General features: G+C 75.7%; 22 protein-coding genes. 10 read left to right on the top strand and 12 right to left on the bottom strand.

Features of this window, described 5'->3' with window-relative positions; genetic code table 11:
- Positions 1 to 32: 32 nt before the first annotated feature.
- The 3 genes from OG994_RS08100 to OG994_RS08090 form a co-directional block, all read right to left on the bottom strand.
- Positions 33 to 1,082, bottom strand: a complete 1,050-nt coding sequence (locus OG994_RS08100) for a phosphate acyltransferase (RefSeq protein WP_158610139.1) — start codon at positions 1,080 to 1,082, stop codon at positions 33 to 35.
- A complete protein-coding gene (locus OG994_RS08095) occupies positions 1,079 to 2,947 on the bottom strand; it encodes an acyl-CoA dehydrogenase family protein (protein ID WP_328852701.1) in 1,869 nt (622 codons plus the stop codon). Before OG994_RS08095 ends, OG994_RS08100 begins: the two co-directional genes overlap by 4 nt.
- Before the next feature lie 142 nt (positions 2,948 to 3,089).
- Complete coding sequence (locus tag OG994_RS08090) at positions 3,090 to 4,358, bottom strand: MFS transporter (protein WP_328852700.1); 1,269 nt, start codon at positions 4,356 to 4,358, stop codon at positions 3,090 to 3,092.
- Positions 4,359 to 4,430: 72 nt separating this feature from the next.
- On the opposite strand from OG994_RS08090, the gene OG994_RS08085 reads away from it, so the two are divergent.
- From OG994_RS08085 to OG994_RS08065, 5 genes are all read left to right on the top strand, one after another.
- A complete protein-coding gene (locus OG994_RS08085) occupies positions 4,431 to 5,273 on the top strand; it encodes a LysR family transcriptional regulator (RefSeq protein ID WP_328852699.1) in 843 nt (280 codons plus the stop codon).
- Positions 5,274 to 5,391: 118 nt separating this feature from the next.
- Positions 5,392 to 5,970 carry a nucleotidyltransferase family protein gene (locus OG994_RS08080; RefSeq protein ID WP_328852698.1) on the top strand — a complete coding sequence of 193 codons (579 nt, stop codon included), beginning with the start codon at positions 5,392 to 5,394 and terminating at the stop codon, positions 5,968 to 5,970.
- Positions 5,963 to 7,153, top strand: coding sequence for an XdhC family protein (locus tag OG994_RS08075; protein WP_328852697.1), 1,191 nt, complete (start codon positions 5,963 to 5,965; stop codon positions 7,151 to 7,153). The genes OG994_RS08080 and OG994_RS08075 overlap by 8 nt, the downstream gene beginning before the upstream one ends.
- Positions 7,154 to 7,341: 188 nt before the next feature.
- A complete protein-coding gene (locus tag OG994_RS08070) occupies positions 7,342 to 7,698 on the top strand; it encodes a YciI family protein (protein ID WP_120330736.1) in 357 nt (118 codons plus the stop codon).
- Positions 7,699 to 7,828: 130 nt separating this feature from the next.
- Positions 7,829 to 9,073: an RNA polymerase sigma factor gene (locus OG994_RS08065; RefSeq protein WP_328852696.1), complete on the top strand. Its 1,245-nt coding sequence runs from the start codon at positions 7,829 to 7,831 to the stop codon at positions 9,071 to 9,073.
- A 285-nt stretch (positions 9,074 to 9,358) separates the two neighbouring features.
- Here OG994_RS08065 and OG994_RS08060 read toward each other — a convergent pair whose 3' ends face one another.
- From OG994_RS08060 to OG994_RS08050, 3 genes are all read right to left on the bottom strand, one after another.
- Positions 9,359 to 10,435 (bottom strand): P1 family peptidase, encoded by a 1,077-nt coding sequence (locus tag OG994_RS08060; RefSeq protein WP_328852695.1) that lies wholly within the window; start codon positions 10,433 to 10,435, stop codon positions 9,359 to 9,361.
- Entirely contained in the window at positions 10,428 to 11,984 is a 1,557-nt protein-coding gene (locus OG994_RS08055) for an FAD-dependent monooxygenase (protein ID WP_328852694.1), read from the bottom strand. The genes OG994_RS08060 and OG994_RS08055 overlap by 8 nt, the downstream gene beginning before the upstream one ends.
- 247 nt (positions 11,985 to 12,231) lie before the next feature.
- A complete protein-coding gene (locus OG994_RS08050) occupies positions 12,232 to 13,065 on the bottom strand; it encodes a nitroreductase/quinone reductase family protein (RefSeq protein WP_328852693.1) in 834 nt (277 codons plus the stop codon).
- 178 nt (positions 13,066 to 13,243) lie between these two features.
- On the opposite strand from OG994_RS08050, the gene OG994_RS08045 reads away from it, so the two are divergent.
- Positions 13,244 to 13,402 carry a hypothetical protein gene (locus OG994_RS08045; protein WP_328852692.1) on the top strand — a complete coding sequence of 53 codons (159 nt, stop codon included), beginning with the start codon at positions 13,244 to 13,246 and terminating at the stop codon, positions 13,400 to 13,402.
- Between the two features lie 72 nt (positions 13,403 to 13,474).
- Here OG994_RS08045 and OG994_RS08040 read toward each other — a convergent pair whose 3' ends face one another.
- The 3 genes from OG994_RS08040 to OG994_RS08030 all read right to left on the bottom strand — a co-directional run bounded on the left by OG994_RS08040 (position 13,475) and on the right by OG994_RS08030 (position 16,411).
- On the bottom strand, positions 13,475 to 13,936 hold the full coding sequence (locus OG994_RS08040; protein WP_328852691.1) for an SgcJ/EcaC family oxidoreductase: 462 nt from the start codon (positions 13,934 to 13,936) through the stop codon (positions 13,475 to 13,477).
- A gap of 35 nt (positions 13,937 to 13,971) precedes the next feature.
- Positions 13,972 to 15,606, bottom strand: a complete 1,635-nt coding sequence (abc-f, locus tag OG994_RS08035; RefSeq protein WP_120327052.1) for a ribosomal protection-like ABC-F family protein — start codon at positions 15,604 to 15,606, stop codon at positions 13,972 to 13,974.
- 325 nt (positions 15,607 to 15,931) lie between these two features.
- Positions 15,932 to 16,411: a DnaJ family domain-containing protein gene (locus tag OG994_RS08030; protein ID WP_328852690.1), complete on the bottom strand. Its 480-nt coding sequence runs from the start codon at positions 16,409 to 16,411 to the stop codon at positions 15,932 to 15,934.
- Between the two features lie 192 nt (positions 16,412 to 16,603).
- Between OG994_RS08030 and OG994_RS08025 the strand changes: the two genes are divergently transcribed.
- From OG994_RS08025 to OG994_RS08010, 4 genes are all read left to right on the top strand, one after another.
- Positions 16,604 to 17,254 (top strand): LysE family translocator, encoded by a 651-nt coding sequence (locus OG994_RS08025; RefSeq protein ID WP_328852689.1) that lies wholly within the window; start codon positions 16,604 to 16,606, stop codon positions 17,252 to 17,254.
- A gap of 204 nt (positions 17,255 to 17,458) precedes the next feature.
- Entirely contained in the window at positions 17,459 to 18,631 is a 1,173-nt protein-coding gene (locus OG994_RS08020; protein ID WP_328852688.1) for a hypothetical protein, read from the top strand.
- 88 nt (positions 18,632 to 18,719) lie between these two features.
- Entirely contained in the window at positions 18,720 to 19,310 is a 591-nt protein-coding gene (locus tag OG994_RS08015) for a pyridoxamine 5'-phosphate oxidase family protein (RefSeq protein ID WP_328852687.1), read from the top strand.
- 268 nt (positions 19,311 to 19,578) lie between these two features.
- The gene (locus OG994_RS08010) at positions 19,579 to 19,920 is read left to right on the top strand and encodes an RNA polymerase-binding protein RbpA (protein WP_091349210.1); all 342 of its coding nucleotides are present in this window, start codon (positions 19,579 to 19,581) and stop codon (positions 19,918 to 19,920) included.
- Between the two features lie 62 nt (positions 19,921 to 19,982).
- Here the strand turns inward: OG994_RS08010 and OG994_RS08005 are convergent, their stop codons facing one another.
- The 3 genes from OG994_RS08005 to lnt all read right to left on the bottom strand — a co-directional run bounded on the left by OG994_RS08005 (position 19,983) and on the right by lnt (position 23,023).
- A complete protein-coding gene (locus tag OG994_RS08005; protein WP_328852686.1) occupies positions 19,983 to 20,498 on the bottom strand; it encodes an FxsA family protein in 516 nt (171 codons plus the stop codon).
- A gap of 70 nt (positions 20,499 to 20,568) precedes the next feature.
- Complete coding sequence (locus tag OG994_RS08000; protein ID WP_328852685.1) at positions 20,569 to 21,366, bottom strand: polyprenol monophosphomannose synthase; 798 nt, start codon at positions 21,364 to 21,366, stop codon at positions 20,569 to 20,571.
- Between the two features lie 37 nt (positions 21,367 to 21,403).
- Entirely contained in the window at positions 21,404 to 23,023 is a 1,620-nt protein-coding gene (gene lnt / locus OG994_RS07995) for an apolipoprotein N-acyltransferase (protein WP_120327045.1), read from the bottom strand.
- Positions 23,024 to 23,089: the final 66 nt, after the last annotated feature.

Genomic DNA, 23,089 nt, shown 5'->3' with positions numbered 1-23,089 from the left:
GCTCGTATCTGGAAACCAGATACGAGAATGGGTCAGTGGTCGACGCGGGCCGGCCGCACGACGCGCCGCCGCCGGGACGAGGCCGCGAAGGCCGCCTCGACCCGACCCACCAGGCCGGACCGGACGCACTCCGCGGCGATGCCCACGCTCGCCTCCACGTCGGCGGCCTGCGCGGTGCCGTGGCAGATCACGCACACCCCGCGTACGCCCAGCAGCGCGCCGCCCGCCTCGGCGGCCAGACCCGACCGCACCGCCCGCGTCACCCGGCGCTGCCGCTCCCGCGCCAGCGCGCCGATCGGGGAGAACGCCCGCACCGCGTCGAGGGCCAGGCCCACGGTGGCGTCCAGCGTGCGCTCGTACATCTTCAGCGCCACGTCCCCGGTGAACCCGTCGGTCACGGCGACGTCGACCCGGCCGCCGAGCACGTCGTACGCCTCGATCTGGCCCACGTAGCCGGGCATCGCGGCGAGCAGCAGGTGGGCGTCGCGGCGCACCGGCCCGCCCTTGACCGACTCGTGGCCGTTGGACAGCAACCCGATCCGGGGCCGCTCCAGCCCGAGGCGGCAGCGGGCGTACTCCGCGCCGAGCACCGCGAACTCGACGAGCCACTCGGGCACCGCGGTCGCCGTCGCGCCGATGTCGAGCAGCACGGTCGGGCCGGCGCCCGGCACCGGCAGCACCGTGGCCAGAGCCGGGTTGGTCACCCCCGGCACCCGTCCCAGCCGGACGGCCGCCGCGAGCACCGCGGCGCCCGTGTTGCCCGGCGTCACCATGGCGTCGGCGCGGCCCGCCGCCACCTCCCCGGCCGCGACCAGCAGCGAGGAGCGCCGCTTGGCGTACGTCGCGGCGACCGGCTCGTCGGCCATCCCGACGACGTCGGGGGCGTCGACCAGCCGTACGCCGGGCGGCGGGGCGCCGGCGGGCAGGAGCGGACGCACGAGCGCCCGCGGGCCGACGAGCGTCACGTCCACGGTGGCGGCCGCGGCCAGGGCCCCCGCGACCACGGGCGCGGGTCCCAGGTCGGCGCCGGCGACGTCGACGGCCACCCGCAGCCGCCTGCCCGCCGGGTGCCGCGCGGTCACCGGCGCGCTCCGCCGGTGAGCGTGTCGGCCGTGGACGTACCCCGGCGGTCGTCCGGCGGTGCGTTCCCGCCGTCGCCACCGGCGGCCGTGACCGCGCCGTTTTGGTCCGGTGTGGCCGGCTGGTCTCCGGCGGCCGGTGCGCCCCGAACCGGCGCGTCGGCCGACGCGCCGGTGGTGAGCCGGGCGCGCAGCGCGGCCCGGGCCGGCGCCAGTTCCGCCGCGAACGCGGCGAGCAGACCGGCCTGGTCCGGCCCGTCCGGGACGGCCGTCCCGTCGGCGGCCAGGTCGGCCGCGAGCAGCGCCACCCGCCCGGCCAGGTCGCCGCCGCGCCAGCCCAGCGCGTAGCCGAGGGCGGCCTCGTCCCAGGCGCCGGCGCGGCCGGGAAGGCCACCGCGGGCACGGCAGTCGGGATCGACGAGTTCGACGGCCGCGAGCAGCGCCTCGGCCTCGGCGAGGACGGCCGCGGCGGCGAAGCGCCAGGCCTGGTCGCGGGCCCACCGCCCGCTGCGCCGGGCCGCGGCGACCAGGTCGAGCAGAGCCGCGAGGAGCGCGCCGACCGCGGCCACGGCGGGTCGGTCGCCGGCGGCGGCGAGGGCCGCGGCACGCACGGCCGGGGCCGGGGCGTACGGGCGCAGCCGCAGCCGCGCGACGCGGACCAGGGGCTGCGGCGCCCTTGCGTACGCGTCGGCCAGCACCGCGCGGCCGTCGTCCGCCCGCCCGTTGCCGGCGGCGAAGCGCTCCAACCGCCACTGCAACTGGTCCAGCATGATGTGGCTCGTGCCGTCGAAGACGCCGTAGAGCAGCACGTCGCGTACGCGGGCGGCGTACCCGGACTCCTCCACCAGCGCCCGGGCGCCGAGCACCGCGCGTCCCTCGGTCACCGCCTGCTCGGCCAGGACGCAGCAGGCGTACTTGGCCACGGCGGTGACGTGCGCCGCCGCCGGGCCGATCGCGTTGATGAGGAAGGTGGCCTTCAGCGCCGTCGACGCGACCAGCACGTCGAGCGCGGCGGCCCGGAACAGGTGCTCGGCGATCGCGCCGAGGTGGACGATCGGCTCGCCGTAGACGTCCCGCTCGCGGGCGTACCGCAGGGCGTCGGCCAGTGCCCCGCTCGCCGCGCCGGAGGCCAGCGAGCCGATCCCGCCCCGGGACAGCGCCAGCGTGAGTTGCAGCAGGTTCGGCCCCTCCCCCGGCGCGCCGATCACGTCGGCCGGTGTGCCGGTGAACCGTACGCCGGAGATGTCCGCGGCGGCGGCCGGCAGCGTACGCCAGCGGGGCAGGGCGGTGACCGTCTCGTCCCGCTCGGCGAGGAACAGGCCGAGGTCGTCGGTGCCGGCCACACGGGCCAGGGTGACCAGCAGGTCGTGGCGGGTGCCGCCGTTGATGAGGTGCTTCTCGCCGGTGAGCCGGTGCCCGCCGTGGACCGGCTCGGCGCGGGTGCGGGTCCTAGCGAGGTTGCTGCCGTTGTCGAGTTCGGTGAGGAGCAGGGCGGCGGCCCCGCCCCGCCGCAGCACGGCGCCGGCCCGTCGGCACTGCTCGGGGGTGCCGGCGACGTACAGGGGAAGCAGGGCCAGCGCGTTGACGCCCAGCGTGATGGCCAGGCTGCCGCTGTGCCGGGCGGCCACCGCGTTGAGCGCGTTGACGTGGACGGCGGTGGCGGTGTCCGGGTCGAACACGGCCGTGACGCCGAGGTCGCGCAGCTCGGCCAGGACGTCGTCCGGCGGGCAGCGGGTCGCGTCGGCCGCCGCCAGCCGGCGGGCGACCTCCGGGCGGTCGAGGTGGCCGGCGAGCGCCGGCACGGGAGCGAGCTGGTCCGTCGACAGCGGACAGAGCCGCTGCCACGCCGACGCCTCGTCTGGTGTCACCGGCACCTCACCCGCGTGGACAACAGATACGAGATACATGATAGCGGTCCGTGGGGCGCCGGCTCACCCCCTGACGTACGCCTCGACGGCCGGACTCCCGGCGGTGGCGCGGGTCCCGTGGCCGTCACCGTCCCCACGGGCGTCATGCGCCGGGCCCGGCGCTCACCTCTGCGGCTTGGGGTGTCCCGGCGCTCACCTCGCGCGGCTGCGGCGTCCCGGCGCGGTCGAACTCCCCGTGCGGGGACCGCGTCCGGGCGGGTGAGCGGCGCACGAGCAGGCACCCGGTCAGCGCCGCGGCGATGCCGGCCAACCCGGCCGCCGCGAAACCGCCCGCGGGCACGGACAGGTCGACGGCCACCCCGACGATCGGGGATCCGAGCGCGAAGCCGGCGCTCTGCGCCGAGGACTGCATGCCGGTCGCCTCCCCCCGCACGGCGGCCGGCGCCAGCCGGCTCACGGCGTCGGCCACCGAGGACAGCGTCGGCGCCGCGAGCAGCCCGGCGCCGACGACGGCCAGGCACAGCAACGACCAGTCGGTGGCCAGCCCGGCGGGAATCGTCACGAGGCCGAGCAGGCCGAGGAGCAGCCACGTGGGCGCCGGCCGGGGCAGCACGCCGTAGACCAGCCCGCCGGCGACGGAGGCCAGGCCGAACACCGCGACGACCGCGGCGGCCCAGGAGACCTGACCCGCTTCCTCGAGGGCCGCGACGATGGCGAGGTCGACGCCGCTGAGCAGCGTCGTGGTGCCGAACGCCATCACCAGTACGGCGATCATGCCGGCGCCCAGCCATTCCCGGCGCGGGGCCGGGCCGGCCGCCCCGACGTCCGCCTCGCCCTCGGCGCGTACGGGCGGGTTCAGCAGGGCGATCCCGGCTCCGCCCGCCACGATCGCCGCGCCGACCCCCCACGCCACCACGCCGGGGGACGTCGTCGACGCGCACAGGATCACCACGGCCGGGCCCACGACGTACGACAGCTCACCCTGCACCGATTCGAGCGCGAACGCCGCGCGGCGCTGTCCCGCGGTCGTCATCGCGGTGATCGCCTGCCTGGTGATCGCCTGGGCCGGCACCATCAGCAGACCCGCCGCGAAGGCGGCGCCCAGCAGGACCGCGTACGGCAGGACCGGCACGCCCAGCCAGAACACGACCTGCGCGACGGTGGTCACGAGCAGCACGGCACGCGGACCCCGCCGGTCGACCATGCGGCCGAGAAGGGGCCCGCCGAGCGCCACCCCGGCGGTCAGAGTCGCCGCGACCCCACCCGCCGCCGCGTAGCTGAGGTCCAGGCCCAGCACCACGTACATCGTCAGGGCCATCACGTCGGCCGTGATCGCGGTGCGGGCGAGCAGCGAGACGCTCAGCAGCGGGGCCATGCCTGGCACGGCGAGCACCTGCCGGTATCCGGTCACCCGAGCGACGCTAGATCACCCACCGGGCTCCAGGAACTCCTTAACTTGTTGCCACCAGCATAATGACTTCTTATGGCCAGGGATCTTGAGCCCGTGCTGCTCCGCGCGTTCGTCACCGCCGTGCGGGAGGGCAGCATGAGCCGCGCCGCGACGGTGCTCGGGCACACCCAGCCCGCGCTCAGCCAGCAGGTGCGCAAGCTGGAGGGCGTCGTCGGCCGTCCGTTGCTGCACCGGTCACCGTCGGGTGTCTCGCCGACCCGGGCGGGTGAGGAACTCCTGCCGTACGCCGAACGCATCCTCTCCCTCTCCGCGCAGGCACTCACCGAGACCGGGCGCGTGCTCACCGGCCACTGCGGCGTCGGGTTGCTGGAGGACCTCGCCGCGTCCCGGCTTCCGCAGGCCCTCGCCGACCTCGCCCGGCTGCACCCCGGCGCCACGCTGGAGGTGCTCTGCCTCTCCACCGCCGCGATGCGGGAGGCCTACGACGCGGGCCGCGTCCATCTCGTACTCGACGAGGTGCCGCACATTCCCGGGCCGCCGCGCTGGACCGTACGCCGCCCGCTGGTCTGGGCGATCGGCCAGGACGTGGACGTGACCGCCGACCCGCTGCCGGTGGTGCTCTTCTCGAACACGTGCGCCTGGCGTACCGCGGTCGTGGAGACACTGGACCGCGCCGACCGGCGCTGGCGGGTGGCGTTCGAGAGCAACAGCCTGGTGGGCGTGCTCGCCGCGCTGCGGGCCGGGCTCGGCGTCGCGGCGCTCATGCCGGTCAACCTCGAGCCGGCCATGGCCTGCCACGACGCGGACGCCCTGCCCCGCCTGCCGGACGTCGAACTCGGGCTCGCCCGGCACCCCCGGACCGACGGTGATCCGCTGGTCGACGCCGTCGAGACCGCACTACGGCGCATGATCTGAGGTCCACGGCCGGCCGGCGCGCCGGTCTCCCCCGCCGAGAGAAAAGAACCGGCCGCGGACAGTCAAAAAACGAGAAACGAGGAGCGAAGAACCGCGTTCCAGCCGATACGCTCCCCTCATGGCTACGGCTGGACTGCTGCTCGCGGCCGGCGCCGGGCGCCGGCTCGGCATGCCGAAGGCCCTCCTGCCCTACCGGGGGCGACTCCTCGTGGAACACGCCGCCGACGTCCTCACCACCGCGGGCTGCCGTCCCGTCGTCGTGGTGCTCGGCGCGGAGGCCGACCGGGTCCAGGCCCGGGCGCGGCTGCCCGAGGTGGTGGTGAACGGCGACTGGGCGACCGGGATGGGGTCGTCCCTGCGGGCCGGGCTGTCCGCGCTCACCGACGACACGGCCGAGGCCGCCGTCGTCACGCTCGTCGACATGCCCGGCCTGACCCCGGCCGCCGTACGCCGGGTGGCCGCCGACGCCACCGCCGACGGCCTCGCCCAGGCGACCTACCGCGACGGCCGCCGGGGCCATCCGGTGCTGCTGGGCCGTCTCCACTGGCCGGCGGTGGCGCACGCGGCCACCGGCGACCGGGGCGCCCGGGACTACCTGCGCGCCCGGGGCGACACGGTCCGCCTCGTGCCCTGCGCCGACGTGGCCGACGACACCGACATCGATCTTCCGGAACAGGCGGTGGGTCTGGATGCGTGACCACCTGGTCGACCTGCTGACGTGGTGGGAGGCGGGAGCACCGGTGGCGGTGGCCACGGTCACCGGCACCCGGGGCAGCTCGCCCCGTCCGGTGGGCACCGCGATGCTCGTCGGCCCCGGCGGCACCGTGGTCGGCAGCGTGTCCGGCGGGTGCGTCGAGGCGGCGGTGTACGCCGAGGCCGAGGAGGTCCTCGCCACCGGGCTGCCCCGCGCGCTCCGCTACGGCGCCGGCACGGAGACGGCGACCGGCGTGGGCCTGACCTGCGGCGGCGCGATCGACGTGTTCGTGGAGCGGATCGACCGCGACACCTTCCCCCGGTTGCCCGAGGTGGTCGCGGCCGTGCACGCGGGTGAGGCGGTGGCCGTGTCCACCTGCGTGGCCGGGCCGGCGGCGTGGCTGGGCCGCCGCGTGCTGGTCGGCCCCTGGGGCCGGCACGGCTCGCTCGGCCCGGCGTGGCTCGACGAGGCGGTGGCCCGGGACGCCCGTGACCTCCTGGCCGAGGCGCGGACCGAGGTCCGCCACCACACGGTGGACGGCGCGGAGATCGCCGTGCTGGTCGCCGCCTACCCGCCCCCACCCCGGATGATCGTGTTCGGGGCGACGGACCACGTGGCGGCCGTGGCCCGCGTCGGCGCACTCCTCGGCTACCGCGTCACCGTGTGCGACGCCCGACCGGCGTTCGCCACCCGTCGGCGCTTCCCCGACGCCCACGAGGTCGTCGTGGACTGGCCGCACCGCTACCTGGCCGCCGAGGCGCGCGCCGGCCGGGTGGACGGGCGCACCGTGCTGCTCGCCATGACCCACGACCCGAAGTTCGAGCTGCCGCTGCTGCGGGTGGCGCTCCCCCTGCCGGTTGCCTACCTCGGGGCGCTGGGCTCCCGGCGCGCGCACGCCGACCGGGTGGCGCAGCTACGGGCGGCCGGGGTCGGCGAGCAGGCGCTCGCGCGGCTGGCCGCGCCGGCCGGGCTCGACCTGGGCGCCGCCACGCCGGCGGAGACCGCTGTCAGCATCGCGGCCGAGGTGATCGCCGTGCGCAACGGTCGCGCGGGTGGCCGGCTCACCGACGGCACCGGCCGGATCCATCCCCCACGCCCGTCGAGCAGCCTCGACGGCCCTTCCGACGAGGACGCCGACCGCGTTGATGTTTGCCGGTCGACGGCGATGGCGCCCGGGGCGTCCTAGCTCGCCGCCGTCCTGCGAAGTCGGTCCTCCTGCGCCGGGGGCTGACCCGAAGCCCGGCGCTGCCTTGAAAGGATCTGCCGGGATGGTGTCGTATCGGGGCCCCGCCGTTCGTGGAACCAGTGTGCGGCGGCTGGCCGGGCCGCCGGTGGTCGGGAAGGGCCTCGTCCGGGGTCTGGGAGGAGACGAGCGTGACGGAGTACCTGATCAGCTTCAACGACGAGTGGGTGCCCCCGCACACGGCGGAGGAGATACGCGAGAAGGGCGTGGCCGGCCGGGCCGTGATCGAGGAGATGCGGGCCCACGGCGTCCTGGTCTTCAGCAACGGCGCGCTCGACCGGTCCACGGCCGTGTGCAGTGTCGAGTCGGTCGACGGCAAACCCGTCTTCACCGACGGCCCGTACGTGGAGACCAAGGAGCACCTCGGCGGCTTCGCCGTCGTGGACGTGCCCGACGACGAGACGGCGCGGTACTGGGCCGGCAGACTCGCGACCGCACTCGACTGGCCGCAGGAGGTGCACCGGTTCCCTGGTCCCGGGGAGAAGTGAGCGCCGTGCCCAGGCGCGCGCGGTCCGACCTCGACGTCGCCGTGCCGCCCGCGGGTTCGTCGGCGCGCGGCGGCCCCGTCGAGGTGCGCCCCCTCCCCACAGCGGAATCCGTCCGAGCGCCGCTGGTGTCGTGACCGTCCCCACCGTCGAGCAGGCGATCACCCGTGCCCACCACGAGGAGTGGGCGCGGCTGGTGGCCGGTCTCGCGCGCCGCTTCGGCGACCTCGACGTCGCCGAGGAAGCGACAGCCGATGCGTTTCTGACGGCTGCGGAGCGGTGGCCGCGCGAGGGCGTGCCACCCAACCCCGGCGGGTGGCTCGCCACGACCGCGAACCGCAAGGCGATCGATCGGCTCCGCCGCGAGTCGCAGCGCGACGCCCGGCACCGGGCGGCCCGCCTCGTGTACGACGACACCCCCGCCGAGCCGACCGGCCCGGTCGAGGACGACCGGCTCAGACTGGTCTTCACCTGCTGCCACCCCGCGCTCGCCCCGGAGGCCCGGGTGGCGCTCACCCTGCGCCTGCTCGGCGGCCTCACCGTCGCCGAGATCGCCCGCGCCTTCCTGGTGCAGGAGGCCACGATGGCGCGACGGATCACCCGCGCCAAGGCGAAGATCACCGCGGCACGCATCCCCTACCGCGTGCCCTCGGCCGACGACATCCCCGCGCGGCTCGCCGGCGTCCTCGCGGTCGTCTACCTCATCTTCAACGAGGGCTATCTTCCCGGCGAGGGGGACGAGCCGGTACGCGTCGACCTCACCGCCGAGGCGATCCGCCTCGGCCGTCTGCTGCGCACTCTCCTCCCGGACAACGGCGAGGTCGCCGGCCTGCTCGCCCTGATGCTCCTCACCGACGCCCGGCGGCCGGCGCGCGTGTCCCGCACCGGGGAGTTGGTGACCCTCGCCGAGCAGGACCGCGGCGCATGGGACCGCACCCTCATCGCCGAGGGCAACGCCCTGCTCCGCGAGCGGATCGACGCGGTGGCGGCCGGCGGTGACCCACCCGGGCGCTACCAGTTGCAGGCCGCGATCAACTCGGTCCACACGGACGCGCCGTCCGTCCGGGACACCGACTGGTCGACGATCGCCGCCCTCTACGACCGGCTGGTGCTGCTCGACTCGTCGCCGATCGTGCGGCTCAACCGGGCGGTCGCGGTCGCCGAGGTCGACGGCCCCGGGGTCGGGCTCGCCGAGGTCGACCGGCTCGCCGAGGTCCTCGACGGCTACCACGCCTTCCACGCCGCGCGCGCCGACCTGCTGCGGCGGCTCGGGCGCGGCGGCGAGTCGCGGGCGGCGTACGACCGGGCCATCGGTCTCGCCGGCAACCCGGCCGAGCGCGCCTACCTCGCCCGCCGCCGCGACCAGCTCGCCAGCTGACCGAGACGCCGACCCCGCGCGCCCTGGCCCGCGCCCAGCCGCACATAACTGTGATTATGGTGTGCGTTGGTTATGTCGCGATTGTCCGGACTAATTATCGGATTATCGTTACTAGCAATCCGATAATTAGCGCGCGGCGCTGCGAAGAGGAGCGCGCGGCGGATCAGGAGTCGTCAGACCGACGACCGCCCCCAGCCGCAGCAGGCGCGGCGTCGGCAGCGGTCAGAGCGGCGGGCCCGGTGTCGCCAGGGCCGGAGCGCGGCAGCGGGAAGAGCGGGGGCCCGCTCAGGCCGGCGGGGCCAACCGGCCGGCGGCGGCCAGACGCCGCACGGCGGCGTCGAGCGGTACGGCGTGGCTGGTGCGACCGCCCACTCCCCTGGTGGTCGTGGCGGTGAAGAGCGAGTTGAGCAGCGCCTCCTCGACCGCGTCGAGGACGGCCGCGAAGATCGGGTCGAGGGCCGAGTCCGGGATCGCCGGCCGGGTCGGCGGGGCGGTGCTGAACGCGATCGCGTAGTCGCCACTGCCGTGGCTGTACGACGCGCCGACGCGTCCCATGGCGAAGACGGCGCGGCGGGCGACGCGGCCGAGCTGCCGGGCGTCCAGCGGCGCGTCCGTGGCGACGACGATCATGCACGAGTTGCCGGCCGGTTCGGTGCGGTCGCGCTCCGGGATCAGCTCGTCGGCCGGCAGCGGCACCCCCCGTACGGTCAGCACCCCGCCGAAGTTGGACTGGGTGAGGGCGCCGACGGTCACCGGCTCGCCGCCGGCGCGCACGGTCCGGGACGAGGTGCCGATCCCTCCCTTGTAGCCGAGGGCGGTGGTGCCCGTGCCCGCGCCGACGCAGCCCTCCGCGACCGGGCCGCCCGCCGCTCCGGTGATCGCGTCGAGCACGTGCTGCTCGGTGACGGGCCGGCGGCGGATGTCCGACAGGTGGCCGTCGTTGGTCTCCCCGACGAGGGGGTTGAGCGACACCGCGTCCGGCCGGCGGCCCATCAGGTACGTGAGCACCGCGTCCGCGGCGCGGAACACCGACAGGGTGGCGGTGAGGACGACCGGGGACTCCAGGACGCCGAGTTCGTCCACCTGGGTCGAGCCGACCAGCTTCCCGTAGCCGTTGCCGCGGTACACGGCGGCGGGCAGCGTCCACCGTTGCGGGCCCAGATGGCTCGGGACCACCGCCGTGACGCCGGTGTGCAGCTCGGCGCCGTCGTCGACGGTCGTGTGCCCCACGAGCACGCCGGGAACGTCGGTGACGGCGTTGTGCGGCCCGGTGGGCAGGTCGCCGACGACGACGCCGAGGTCGCGGACGCGGGCGCGGGGCGGGGAGCCGGCGGCGGGCCGCCGCGAGGCGCGCTCACCCATGCGAGTCGCGGGGCCGGGGCGCGCCGAACCAGGTGGTCAGCGCGTCGAGGAGGTCGTCGGTGCCGTCCGGGCCGAGGGCCCACGCGACGTAGCCGTCCGGGCGGACGAGAAGGGCGTCGGCGGGTGGCGGTGCCGGTACGTCGGCGGTGACGAGGTCGACGCGGTCGCGCCATGCGTCGGTCAGGTCGGCGAGGTGACCGGAGCCGGTGAGGTCCACCAGCAGTGGCCGTCCGGAGTGCATGAGGTCGGCGAGGCGGGTGGCGCGGGATCCGACACGCAGGTCGAGGTCCGGGGCGAAGCGGCCGGTCAGGGCGTGCGGTGTGCCGTGGTGCATCCGGTAGCGGACGTCCGCGCCGGCCAGGAGGTCGGTGATCTGCGCGGTGGCGTCGGGGGTTTCGAGCAGCTCGGCGACGACCTGACGCAGTGCGGTGATCGCGGGTCCGGGGGACATCAGCGCGAGCTGTGCCTGGCTGTGCGTGGTGACCCGTTCGGCGGCCGGGTGGCGTTCGGCGTGGTAGCTGTCGAGCAGTCCGGGTGGGGCCCAGCCGTGCACCTGCGCGGCGAGTTTCCAGCCGAGGTTGGCCGCGTCCTGCAGACCGAGGTTGAGTCCGGGCGCACCGACCGCGGGATGCACGTGCGCGGCGTCTCCGGCGAGGAACACCCGATCGCTCCGGTACGCGGTCGCGACCCGGGCGTTCGCGGCGTACCGGCGGCGGAGCAGGTGCGGTCCCGGGGTCGTCGGTGCGGCGATCGGCAGGTCCTGTCCGAGGACCCGGCTCAGGCTGGCGCGTAGCTCGTCGATGCTGACCGGGGTCCCGTCGGCGATCGGGGGTCCGTTCCACTCGATCACCGACACCATCACCACGCCGGGCGCGTACGGCACCACCGCGTAGGCGCCGCGTTCGGTGCGGTGCCAGGCGTACAGGCCGATCCGGTCACCGCTGGGCAGGACGAGCTCGGCGGTGGACGTGCTGATCGACGAGGGTGGCACGGCCACGTGCGCGGCGCGGGAGACGACGCTCGGATCGGTGAACCCGGCGAACGGAACACCGACCTGCTTGCGTACGCCGCTGCGGGCGCCGTCGCAGCCGACGAGATGACTGGCACGCATCTCGTAGTCGCCGTCGGGGCCCTCCACCTGCACGCTCACATGGTCGTCGGCCTGGCGTAGTTCCCGTAGCCGGTGTCCGCGACGCAGGTCCACGCCGAGGTCGAGGGCGCGCCGCTCCAGGTGCCGTTCGAGGTCGGCCTGGCGGATCCGCAGGCCGTACAACGGGTTGTCGGCCAGGTCGGACAGTTTCAGGGGCAGCGCGCCGAACTGGAACGCGGGAGTGGGCTGCGGTCGGTCGCCGGGGCCGCCGAGGGTCTGGTACAGCCCCCGGTGGTCGAGGAAGCGGACGACCTGGCCGATCAGGGCATTGGCCTTGTGTTCGGTGCCGGGCTCGGGCAACTGTTCGAGCACGACCGGGCGTACGCCGGCGAGCGTCAGTTCGGCGGCCAGCATCAGCCCGACGGGACCGCCCCCGACGATGATCACGTCGTCGTTCATCAGATCCTCCCCCCGCTCGGGTTGGCGGCGCGGGCGGTGCGGCGAGCCCGCCGCACCGCCGCGTCCGTCGTCGCGGGCGCCCGGATGGCACGGACCTCCCGCCGCCAACACGCATGCGGGGCACCGTAGCGACCACGGATCGCGCCGGACGCCACTACCCCTCGTAGTTCGAGACAGTGCTCGTGGGATAATGAGGTAGACGTCGGCTGATGCGCCGTGACCATCGGCGCGGCGCCGGACGTACGCGTCAGCCCATCGCGTCGAGGACCGGCACGAGCTGTTCCTCCTCGTACGCGAGGTGCCGCTCCAACTCGTCGGTGAGCTGGTCGACGCGCCGGCGTACGTCGGCCGGGTCGGCGGCCCGGTCGCCGACGGCCGCCCTCAGCTGGTCGACGAGGTCCGCCACGCGGGCGTGTTCGGCGCGGAGCCGTTCGAGGGTCGGCCCGAGTCGCGGGTGCCGCGCGGCGAGTCCCACGAACATGCCGGTGTCCTCGTACGTGTGGTGCAGGTGCAGTCCCTGGCAGACGGCCAGGCAGTTGACCCGCAGCTGGGCGCCCAGTCGGGGTCCCGTCGTGGCGACCTCGCGGCGGATCAGTGCCAGTTCCCGACGGAACCCGTCGTGGATCCGGACGAGGGCCGCGCCGAGGGACGGCGCGTCGGGTGGTCCGCCGCTGGTCCGCTCCAGCGCGACGACGGGGATGACCCGCTCGGTCTTCGCCTGGCACGCGGCCCAGCCCGGGTCGGCCTCGACGGCGCGGGCGAACACCTCGTCCCGTTCCGATCCGGTGAGGACGGTGGCGCGGGCCCGGTAGGTGAAGGTGCCGTCCTCGACGGTGGCGGTCGGGTCGGCGAGGAGGTTGTGGAACCAGTCCGGGTGCCGGGGCGCGCCGCCGGCCGAGGCGATGACGAGGATCCGGCCGCCGTCGTCGGGCAGGTAGCACAGCGGGGTGGTGTGCGACCTTCCGGTGCGCGCCCCGGTGGTGGTGAGCAGGATCAGCCGCGCGCCCTCGAAGGGCCCGCCGACCCGCCCGCCGTTGGCGCGGAACTCGTCGATGATCTGTTGGTTGACGTCGTTCGGCAATGCATCGCTTTCGTGTGAGCAGCAGGGAACGCGCGCGACGCCGCGGCGTGCGCGTACGCGAGGTGGAAGGCGGGTGCGGCCGAGAAGAGGCCGCGGATCGCGTGGCAGCGGGGACGGGCGGGCCGCGAGGCCGCCGCGTGCTCACTCCGCGGCCGGGTGCCTCACTCGCTCGTGGCCCATGGCCGACCCGGCAGTCACGCGTCCGACCCTATTGCCGCAACCGGCCAGCGGCAACGGCATTCCCGACGCCGCGGGCGGCTCGGCCACGACGCTGACGCTCGCGGGGCTCGGCGAACCCGGGCTCGGCGGCGTACGCCTGCGCTGGTCGACCCGCTGAGCCGCCCGGCCGTCCCCGCCGCACCTCCCGGACATGCCGCCGTCGACCGAGGTGCCGCCGGCCGAGGACGCGTCAGCCCCGCGCGACGCTCGCGCCCAGGGCCTCGCGCATCTGCGCGGTGTGGGCGTCGGCGAGGTCGGGGCGGCCGTGGTACTGGGCCGGGGTGTTGTGGAACAGCGCGACGCGCCACACCCCGTCCCGCCGCACCGCGACGAGCGACTGCACGGCGTTCACCGCCGGGTTCACGTCCGCCTGACCCGGTGGCACCATCCCCACCCGGGCCCGCAACAGCGCGGCGTCGGCGCCCAGGGACCGCACCTCCTGCACCCGCCAGACGTAGGACGCGGTCGGATGGTCGGCGAAGATGGGCGTCAGGTGACCCTCCACCTCGGACCCGTCGACCTGGCTGCCGTCGAAGCCGACCAGGCAACCGTCCTCGGTGAACAACGCGGCGTACCGGCGTGCGTCGCGGTCGTTCCAGGCGGTCAGCAGCTCCTCGTAGAGCCGCTGCACCGCGGAGCGTACGTCAGCCATGCCGCCCATCCTGCCAGTTCCGGCCGCGGCGCGGGTCACTCCGCGGGCGGGCCGGTCTCCGTCAGCCGGCCGTCGTCGAGGCGCAGCCACCGGTTCACGCCGATCTCCCGCAGGAACCGCTCGTCGTGGCTGACCACCACGAACGCGCCCCGGTACGCGGCCAGCGCGCTCTCCAGCTGGGCCACGCTGACCAGGTCGAGGTTGTTGGTCGGCTCGTCGAGCAGCAGCAGCTGCGGCGCCGGGGAGGCGTTCAGGACGCAGGCGAGGGTGGCGCGCAGCCGTTCGCCGCCGGAGAGGACCCCGACGGGCAGGTGCGCGCGGGTGCCGCGGAACAGGAACCGGGCGAGCAGGTGCATCCGCTGCTCCGCGGTGAGCGACGGCGCGTACGCGGCCAGGTTCTCCGCCACGGTGCGGTCGAGGTCGAGCAGGTCGAGGCGCTGCGACAGGTACGCGACCCGCCCGTCGGCCCGCCGGATCCGCCCGCCCTGCGGCGTCAGGTCGCCGTTCATCAGTCGCAGCAGGGTGGACTTGCCGGCGCCGTTGCGGCCGGCGAGCGCGATGCGCTCCGGGCCGCGGACGGTCAGGTCGACGCCGTCGCCGGCGAAGACCGCCCGGTCACCCAGACGGACCTGCATCCGTTCGCCCTCGAAGACCGTACGCCCGGCCGGCACGGCCGTGTCCGGCAGCTCGATGGCGATCTTCTGGTCCTCGCGCAGCGCGCGGCTGGCCTCGTCGAGCCGCGCCCGGGCCTCGTCGACCCGCGCGGCGTGCGTCTCGTTGGACCGGCCGGCGGACTCCTGGGCGCTGCGCTTCAGCCCCCCGGCGACGATCTTCGGCAGGCCGGCGCTCTTGAGGTTGCGGGCGGCGGTGCTGGCGCGGCGGGCGGCCCGCTCGCGGGCCTGCTGCATCTCCCGCTTCTCCCGCTTGAGCTCCTGCTCGGCGTTGCGGACGTTCTTCTCGGCGACCTCCTGGGCGGCCCGCACCGCCTCGGTGTACGCGGTGAAGTTGCCCCCGTACAGGCGCAGCTCGCCGCGGTCCAGTTCGGCGATGCGGTCCATGCGGTCCAGCAGCGCCCGGTCGTGGCTGACCAGCAGCAGGCAGCCGTGCCAGCCGTCGAGCACCTCGTACAGGCGGTGGCGGGCGTCGGCGTCGAGGTTGTTGGTGGGCTCGTCGAGCAGCAGCACGTCGGGGCGCTTGAGCAGTTGGGCGGCCAGGCCGAGGGACACGACCTGCCCGCCGCTGAGGGTGTGCAGGCGCCGGGTGAGCGCCACGTCGGCGAGGCCGAGCCGGTCCAACTCGGCGCGGGTGCGTTCCTCGATGTCCCAGTCGGCGCCGATGGTGGCGAAGTGCTCCTCGCTGGTGTCGCCGGACTCGATGGCGTGCAGCGCCGCGATCAGCGGGGCGACGCCCAGCACCTCCGCCACGGTCAGGTCGGCGGCCAGCGGCAGGGTCTGCGGCAGGTAGCCGACGACCCCGTCGACGGTGACGCTGCCGGCCGTGGGGCGGTACTCGCCGGCGATCAGCTTGAGCAGGGTGCTCTTGCCCGCGCCGTTGGGCGCGACGAGGCCGGTGCGGCCCTCGCCGACGGTGAACGACAGGTCGGTGAAGACCGGGGTGTCGTCCGGCCAGGAGAAGGAGAGGTGGGAGCAGACGATGGACGCGCTGGACATGGGACAGACCTCGGGAAAGGTGGTGGGCGCGCTGCGGCGACGCCCGGCGGACGACAGGGTCTACGGGTGCGCGGCGGCGCGGCCGGGAAGCGGCGTCGCGCGCCGCCGGCCGGAACGCCGGGCATGTCCGGTATCACCCGGAGATGTCGTCGTCACCCACCATGTCTGGTCTCCCTGGTCTTGATCAGGTGCGGTCCCCACCGTAACAACCGGCTCCGGGACCGCGCCACGGCATTGCGCGCGGTCAGCCGGCGGGCTCGGCCGGCCGTACGTGCCGGTGCCCGTCGCGATCGGCCGAACGGGATCGGCGTCGCGGGATCGCGGGTCAGGCCGCGCGACGGCGGCGCCACGGCCACCGGAACCGCCCGGGCGTACGGTCGGCGGCCGGCGGTGTCGCGTCGGGCGCCGGCGGCGGGGTGGCGGCGCGGCGCTCGTCGCGCCAGCGGTCGACCACCGCGTCGGCGTCGACCGGGCGTACGACGACCTTCGGGCCGGTGGGCGCGCGCAGGAAGGCGACGATCTCCTGGTTGAGCAGGGCGCAGTAGGCGCGTACGGCCTCCTCGCTGGGCAGGTCGCGCACCTCCTCGGGCACCCGCTCGATCTTGCGCCGCAGTTGCAGGGGCGTCGGGAGCAGCAGGTCGGTGGGGAGCTTCTCCCGTTGCAGGAAGCTCTTGATCCACCACGACTCGTCGTACGGCATGTTCCGGCCGGGGATCGGCTTGCCGGCGCCCGGCAGGTTGTCGAACTCGCCGCGTTCCTGGGCGGCGCGGATCTGCGCCTCCACGCCGGCTTCCCACCTGCTCATCGGTCACCTCCCCGGTCTCACCGTAACGCGCCGCCCGGCGGCGGCCCGCCGGTACGCACAGCGCCCCGCACGTCGCGCCGCATTCCCGGCCCGCGGGGCGTCCCGCAGTCCACGGCCCGCGGACTGGACCTCGGTTACCGCTGCCGCCCCCGGTAGCGTCGACCTAGTTGATCAACAACCGGGGGTGCGCTGATGGTCGGTACGGGTGCGCTGGTGGGGATGGCGCTGGTGGCGTTGGGCATCGTGCTGACGCCCGGGCCCAACATGGTCTACCTGGTGTCCCGCTCCGTGACGCAGGGCCGGCGCGCGGGGCTGGTCTCGCTGCTGGGGGTCGCCGCCGGGTTCGGGGTCTACCTGGTGGCCGCGGTCGCCGGCCTGGCGACCATCTTCGTGCTGGTGCCGGCGCTGTACACGGCGGTGAAGCTGGCCGGTGCGGCGTACCTGCTGTGGCTGGCCTGGCGCACGCTGCGCCCGGGCGGCTCCTCGCCGTTCACGCCCGCGCCGTTGCCGCTGGAGCGGCCGCGGCGGCTGTTCACGATGGGCCTGGTCACCAACCTGCTGAACCCGAAGATCGCGATCGTCTACGTGTCGGTGCTGCCGCAGTTCGTCGACCCGCAGCGGGGGCACGTGGCGGCGCAGAGCCTGGTGCTCGGCCTGACCCAGATCGCCGTGGCGGTGACGGTCAACGCCCTGATCGTGCTCACGGCGGGCACGCTCGCCGGGTTCTTCTCCGGCCGGCCGCTGTGGCTGCGGGCGCAGCGCTGGGTGATGGGCACCGTGCTGGGCGCCCTCGCGGTCCGTATCGCCGCCGACCGGTCCCGGGCGGCCGTCGCCACCCCCTGACCGGCCCGACCCCCACGACTGACAGGAACAGGTCTTCGACCGGCTCACCGAGGGCTGGAGCGAGCAGCGACGCCGCGACTTCCAGCAGGCGATGACGGACCTGATCGACCGGTCCTACGCGCTCGACGCCGCGCCCGCCTCGCCGCCCGAGCGGTCGAAGGGCGACGGTGGCCGCCGCGGCGGCGCCGCCTAGACTCCGCCTCGATGGACGCCCAGCCCACCGCCGCCGACACCCGGCCCTGTGCCCACTGTGGACGGCCGGTGCCGCAGCGTGCCGGCGCGGGCCGGCCGTTCCGCTACTGCCGCGACAACGACGGCGCCTGCCAGCGGGCCTCCCGCAACAACCGCATGCGGCACCGCAACGCGCCGGGTCTGCCCGGACAGGTGGCCCGCACGTGGGAGGCCGTGGACCGGCTCGAACAGGTCGTGGAGACCCTGACCGAGGCGCTGCACGCCGAACTGTCCCCGGTCGGGGTGGAGCGGCAGCTCGCCCAGGCGCGCGCGGACGCGGCCGCCGAGGTCGCCGCGGCGCAGGCCGAACGCGACGAGGCCCGCCGGGACGCCGAGGACGCCGAGGCGGCCGCCGCGCGGGCCCGCGACGAGGCCCGGACCGCCCGCGAGGCCGCCGACGCGGCCCGCGCCGACGCCGCGCGCGCCGCCGAGCAGGCCGAGCGGGACGCGCGGCGGGCCCGGGAGGCCGACGAGGCCCGCGACGAGGCGCGCCGGGCGGCCACCGCCGCGGAGGCGCTGCGCGTGCAGGCCGAACGGGACCGGGATGCCGCCCGGCAGGAACTGCGCACCGTACGCGCGGAGCGCGACGCCGAGCGGCGCCGCGTCGCCGACCTCACCGCCGAGCGCGACACCGCCCGCGCCGACGCCGAGCGGGCCGCCCGCGAGGCCGCCGAAGCCGCGGAGCGCGCCGAGCGGTGGCGGGCCGAGGTGGAGGACATCCGCCGCCAGATCGACCAGGCCCGCACCGAGACGGCCCGGACGCGGGCCGCCGCCGCCGACGCCGTCCGCGCCCGCGAGGAGGCCGACCGGGCCCGCGCCCGCGCGGAGGCGGCCGCCCGGCAGGCCGAGGCGGCCCTGCTGGAGGCGGTCGCCGAGGCCGGTCACCTGCGCAGCGAGCTGACGGCCGCCGCCGCGCAGCGCGACGCGGCGGCCGCCGAACTGGCCGCCGCCCGCCGGTCGGCGGCCACCGCCGAGGGCCGGCTCACCGAGCTGACCGCACGGCTGCGCGCCGCCGAGTCCGACCGGGACGCCGCCCAGCAGCGGGTGGCCCAGCTCGCCGGTCAGGTCGGCGACCTGGCCGCGGCGCTGGCCCGCCTCGGCGTGCCGCCCCCGTCCACTCCGGACGCGAGCCCCACGGCCGGCTGAACCGCCGCAGGCCGCCCGGGGTGATCCGTGTGCTGGGACGGCGCCCGGGCGGGCGACGCCGGTGACCTCGGCGCGGGAGGATGGCCGGGTGGGCAAGACACACGAGCGCATCGAGGGCCGGCTGCGGTCCTTCATCGAAGAGCAGCCGATGTTCTTCACCGCCACCGCGCCGCTGGCCGGTGACGGCACCATCAACCTCTCCCCGAAGGGCCTGCGCGGGTCGTGGGCGGTGCTCGACGAGCGCACCGTGGCGTACCTCGACTTCGCCGGCAGCAACGCCGAGACGATCGCCCACCTGCGGGAGAACGGCCGCATCACGCTCATGTGGTGCGCGTTCCAGGGGCCGCCGAACATCGTGCGGGTGCACGGCCGCGGCGAGCCGGTGTTCCGCGACGATCCCCGCTGGCGGGAGCTGATCGGTCACTTCCCCGACATCGACCCGAGCGTGCACGGCCTGCGGGCGATCATCGTGGTGCGCGCCGACCTGATCCGCGACACCTGCGGGTACGCGGTGCCGTTCATGACCTACGAGGCCGACCGCGACCTGCACGGCCGGCGGTTCGCGCGGGAGGACGACACCTCGTTGAGCGCCTACTTCGCCGGCAAGGAGCACGTGGCGACGAGCATCGACGGCCTGCCCGGCCTGCCGTTGCCGCTGCCGCCGACCCCGGCGGCCTGACCGGGGCCGGCGACCGGACCACCCCGGCGACCGGACCACTCGGCGGCCGCAACCTGCCCCCGGCCGGGGCGGTTAACATCGCCGGTGACAGTCGATGCCACTCCACCGTCGCGACCCGGCCGGGCACGAGCCCGCCGGGCCCCTGTGACGGCCGGCTACCCTTGGTCGGGCCCGGCCGTGGGCGTCACGCGCCCTCGGGCGGGAATGGCCTGGCGGGCACCGGCCGTTACACGATAAGTCCAGCACCACGAACGAGGGGAAGTCGATCATGGGCGAGCGTATGCTGCGCGGAAGCCGCCTGGGCGCGGTCAGCTACGAGTCCGACCGCAACACGGAGCTCGCGCCACGGCAGACCCGCGAGTACCTCTGCGCCAAGGGCCACCAGTTCGAGGTGCCGTTCGCCGTCGACGCCGAGGTCCCCACTACCTGGGAGTGCAAGTTCGACGGCAGCGTCGCCCGGCTGGTCGACGGCAGTGAGCCCGAGCAGAAGAAGGCGAAGCCGCCGCGCACCCACTGGGACATGCTGCTGGAGCGCCGCTCGATCGCCGAGCTGGAGGACATCCTCGCCGAGCGGCTCCAGGAGGTCCGGGCCCGCCGCGGCCGGGCCTGACGAGGCACGACACGACGGCGCCCCCGGGAGGTTTCCTCCCGGGGGCGCCGTCGTGTCCGGTGTCACCGCTCGACGATCTCACCCTCGATGGCCCGGCCCCCGTCGACCACGACGGGCGGCTCCGTTTCCGGCTGCGGCGCCGGCCGTGGCGCGCCGCGGCGCACCCGTACCCGGCGGGGGCCGAACAGGTCACCGGCGACCATCGACGACACCCGCCGCTCCGTGGCCCGTTGCACGCCGACGCGGGCCACGGCCCGCACGGGCGGCACCAGCAGCAGAAGCCCGACCAGGCCGCTGACCAGACCGGGCACCGCCAGCAACAGGGCACCCAGCAGCCCCACGAGCCCGTCGGTCACCTGCCGTCCCGGCGGCTGGCCGGCCTGCGCGGCCGTCCGGAAGCCCCGCCAGGCGCGCATCCCCTCGCGCCGCAGCAGCACCATCCCCAGCAGCGACGCGGCCAGCACCAGCAGCAACGCGACGCCGAACCCGACGGCCCGCCCCACCAGGACGAAAACGGCCAGCTCCAGCACGAGCGCGGCCAGCATGGCCAGCGGTACGAACCTCAGTCCTCGGCGCATCTCACCTCATCGGTCGTCGTGGCGCCGGTGGCGCCGGCGTGGCCCCGCGTCAAGCATGACACGGTGGGGCTCACGGCCACCGCACCTGCCCGGTGGGGGTGCCGTGCAGGCCGCGCCGCACGGCCTGCCGCCGGTCCTGCACGGCCCAGGTGGTGATCCGCCACAGGGCCTCCGCCACGATGAGGGGGCTCATCTTGCTGTCGCCGCGTTCCCGCTCGGCGAAGGTGATCGGCACCTCGACGATGCGCATCCCGGCGCGGTGCGCGAGCCGGGACAGCTCCACCTGGAACGAGTAGCCCTGCGAGCACACCGTCGCGAGGTCCATCGCCTCGAGCGCGCCGCGCCGGTAGACGCGGTAACCGCCGGTGGCGTCGGTGACCGGCACGCCCAGCGCCAGCCGCGCGTACAGGTTGCCGCAGCGGGACAGGGCGTGCCGCCGCAACGGCCAGTTCACCACCCGCGCCCCACGGGTCCACCGCGACCCGATGACCACGTCGGCGTCGCGGGCGGCGGCCAGCAGCGCCGGCAGGTCCTCCGGGGCGTGGGAGCCGTCGGCGTCCATCTCCACCACCGCGTCGTAGCCGCGTTCCCGCGCCCACGCGAACCCGGCCAGGTACGCGGCGCCGAGGCCCTGCTTGCCCTCCCGGTGCAGCACGTGCACGCGGGGGTCGGTCCCGGCCATCGCGTCGGCGATGGCCCCGGTGCCGTCGGGGCTGTTGTCGTCGGCGACGAGGACGTCCACCGCCGGGGCGGTGCGGCGTACCCGCGCCACGATGTCGCTGACGTTGGCGGCCTCGTTGTAGGTGGGGATCACCACCAGCACCCGCCCGACGCCGTCGACGCCGGTCGCCTCGGTCGCCTCGTGCACGGTCCCCTCCGCTCCCGCCGGCGTACCGGCTGGTCGTCTACGCGGACCCGACGCGCTGCCTCCGGCGTAGCACCGCCGCGCCGGCCAGGGCGGCCACCGCCAGGCCGGCCAGCACCACCTCGGGCCACAGCCCGACACGGGTGGCCACGGTGCGCCCGTCGGCCAGGCGCAGCTGCCGCACCACCACCTCGCGGGTGTTGAACCCGGTGGCGTCGCTTACCCGCCCGTCCGGGGCCACGAACCCGGACACCCCGACCGTGGAGGCCATCAACGCCGGCCGGCCGTGCTCGACCGCCCGCAGCCGCACCATGGCCAGTTGCTGGCGGGCCTCGGCCACGTTGAACGTGGCGTTGTTGGTCTGCACGACGAGCAGCTGCGCGCCGCCGGTGACGGTGTCGCGGACCACCTCGTCGTACGCCACCTCGAAGCAGATCACGTCGCCGAGCACCACCGGGCCGGCGCGCACCACGCCCGGGGCACTGCCGGGCACGAAGTCCGCCCGCACCCGGTCGACCTGCTTGCTGACCATGCGGGCGATGTCGCGCAGCGGCACGTACTCGGCGAACGGCACGGGGTGCCGTTTGACGTACAGCTGGTCCAGGTCGGGGCCGGCGCCGGGCCGCCACAGGATCCCGGCGTTGCGGACCTGCCCGTCGCCGGGCCCGAGCAGCACGGCGCCGACGAGGATCGGCGCGCCGATCGTGTCGGCGGCCTGGGCGATCCGCGCCCCGGCGGCCCGGTTGCGCAGCGGGTCGATGTCGCTGGCGTTCTCCGGCCACACCACCAGGTCGGGTCGGGGCTGCGTCCCGTCGGCCACGCGGGCGGCCAGTTCGAGGGTGGCGTCGGCGTGGTTGTCGAGCACCGCCTGCCGCTGGGCGTTGAAGTCCAGGCCCAGCCGGGGCACGTTGCCCTGCACGATCGCCACGGTGACCGTGGCGCCGCCGCCGGCCGGTCCCACCGGCACCAGGAGTCCCGCCGCGCACACCAGCACCGCCCCGACCGTCAGCCCGGCCACCGGCCGCCACCACCGGGCGCTGCGCAGCCCGGCGGCGTCCCACCGCCGCCACCCGGCGGCCAGCAGCAGCCCACCGGCCACGGCCACGGCGAACGTCACCAGCGGGGCGCCGCCGAACGCGGCCAGCCGCAGCAGCGGCGCGTCGCCCTGGCTGAACGCGAGCCGCCCCCACGGGAACCCGCCGAACGGGGTGCGGTCGCGCAGCGCCTCCTGCCCCACCCACAGCACACCGGTCAGCGGCGCCCAGCACCACCGGGCCCGGTCGGCCAGCGGCGACACCCAGGCGGTGGCGGCGCCGAGCAGCGCCAGGTAGGCGGCCTGCAGCAGCGACAGCAGCACCCACGGCAGGTAGCCGGTGTGCAGGTTCGTCCAGGCCAGCAGCGGGGCGAAGAACGCCACCCCGGTCAGGAAGCCCAGCCCGGCGCCGGCGCGCAGCCGCCGCCGGTGCGCGGCCGCGGCCAGCAGCGCCACACCGACCGGCGCGAGCGGCCACACCCCGTACGGGGGGAACGCCACCAGCAGCGCCAGCCCGGCCAGCACCGCCGCCGGCACCGCCACGGCGAGCGGCAGCGGGCGCGGCGGGGTGGCCGGGGGCGGCGGGGCCGCCTCGGCGCGCGTCTCGTCCCGCTCGACGGCGGTCACCGGTGCCTCACCACGATCACGGACGTGAAGGCTACCCGCCCGGGCTGCCCGGCCGCCCTCCCCGGC

The organism is Micromonospora globbae, from assembly GCF_036184225.1.
In the GTDB taxonomy this organism is placed as follows: domain Bacteria; phylum Actinomycetota; class Actinomycetes; order Mycobacteriales; family Micromonosporaceae; genus Micromonospora; species Micromonospora globbae.
This window is presented reverse-complemented; position numbering and strand designations above follow the sequence as displayed.

What these genes read in the sequence shown, in the direction of transcription:
- OG994_RS08025 (WP_328852689.1), top strand. Translation starts at nt 16,604, where the DNA reads ATGGTCGGTACGGGTGCGCTGGTGGGGATGGCGCTGGTGGCGTTGGGC.
- OG994_RS08045 (WP_328852692.1), top strand. Translation starts at nt 13,244, where the DNA reads ATGGCCGACCCGGCAGTCACGCGTCCGACCCTATTGCCGCAACCGGCC.
- OG994_RS08085 (WP_328852699.1), top strand. Translation starts at nt 4,431, where the DNA reads ATGGCCAGGGATCTTGAGCCCGTGCTGCTCCGCGCGTTCGTCACCGCC.
- OG994_RS08080 (WP_328852698.1), top strand. Translation starts at nt 5,392, where the DNA reads ATGGCTACGGCTGGACTGCTGCTCGCGGCCGGCGCCGGGCGCCGGCTC.
- OG994_RS08030 (WP_328852690.1), bottom strand. Translation starts at nt 16,411, where the DNA reads ATGAGCAGGTGGGAAGCCGGCGTGGAGGCGCAGATCCGCGCCGCCCAG.
- OG994_RS08005 (WP_328852686.1), bottom strand. Translation starts at nt 20,498, where the DNA reads ATGCGCCGAGGACTGAGGTTCGTACCGCTGGCCATGCTGGCCGCGCTC.
- OG994_RS08020 (WP_328852688.1), top strand. Translation starts at nt 17,459, where the DNA reads ATGGACGCCCAGCCCACCGCCGCCGACACCCGGCCCTGTGCCCACTGT.
- abc-f (WP_120327052.1), bottom strand. Translation starts at nt 15,606, where the DNA reads ATGTCCAGCGCGTCCATCGTCTGCTCCCACCTCTCCTTCTCCTGGCCG.
- OG994_RS08055 (WP_328852694.1), bottom strand. Translation starts at nt 11,984, where the DNA reads ATGAACGACGACGTGATCATCGTCGGGGGCGGTCCCGTCGGGCTGATG.
- OG994_RS08060 (WP_328852695.1), bottom strand. Translation starts at nt 10,435, where the DNA reads ATGGGTGAGCGCGCCTCGCGGCGGCCCGCCGCCGGCTCCCCGCCCCGC.
- OG994_RS08010 (WP_091349210.1), top strand. Translation starts at nt 19,579, where the DNA reads ATGGGCGAGCGTATGCTGCGCGGAAGCCGCCTGGGCGCGGTCAGCTAC.
- OG994_RS08040 (WP_328852691.1), bottom strand. Translation starts at nt 13,936, where the DNA reads ATGGCTGACGTACGCTCCGCGGTGCAGCGGCTCTACGAGGAGCTGCTG.
- OG994_RS08075 (WP_328852697.1), top strand. Translation starts at nt 5,963, where the DNA reads ATGCGTGACCACCTGGTCGACCTGCTGACGTGGTGGGAGGCGGGAGCA.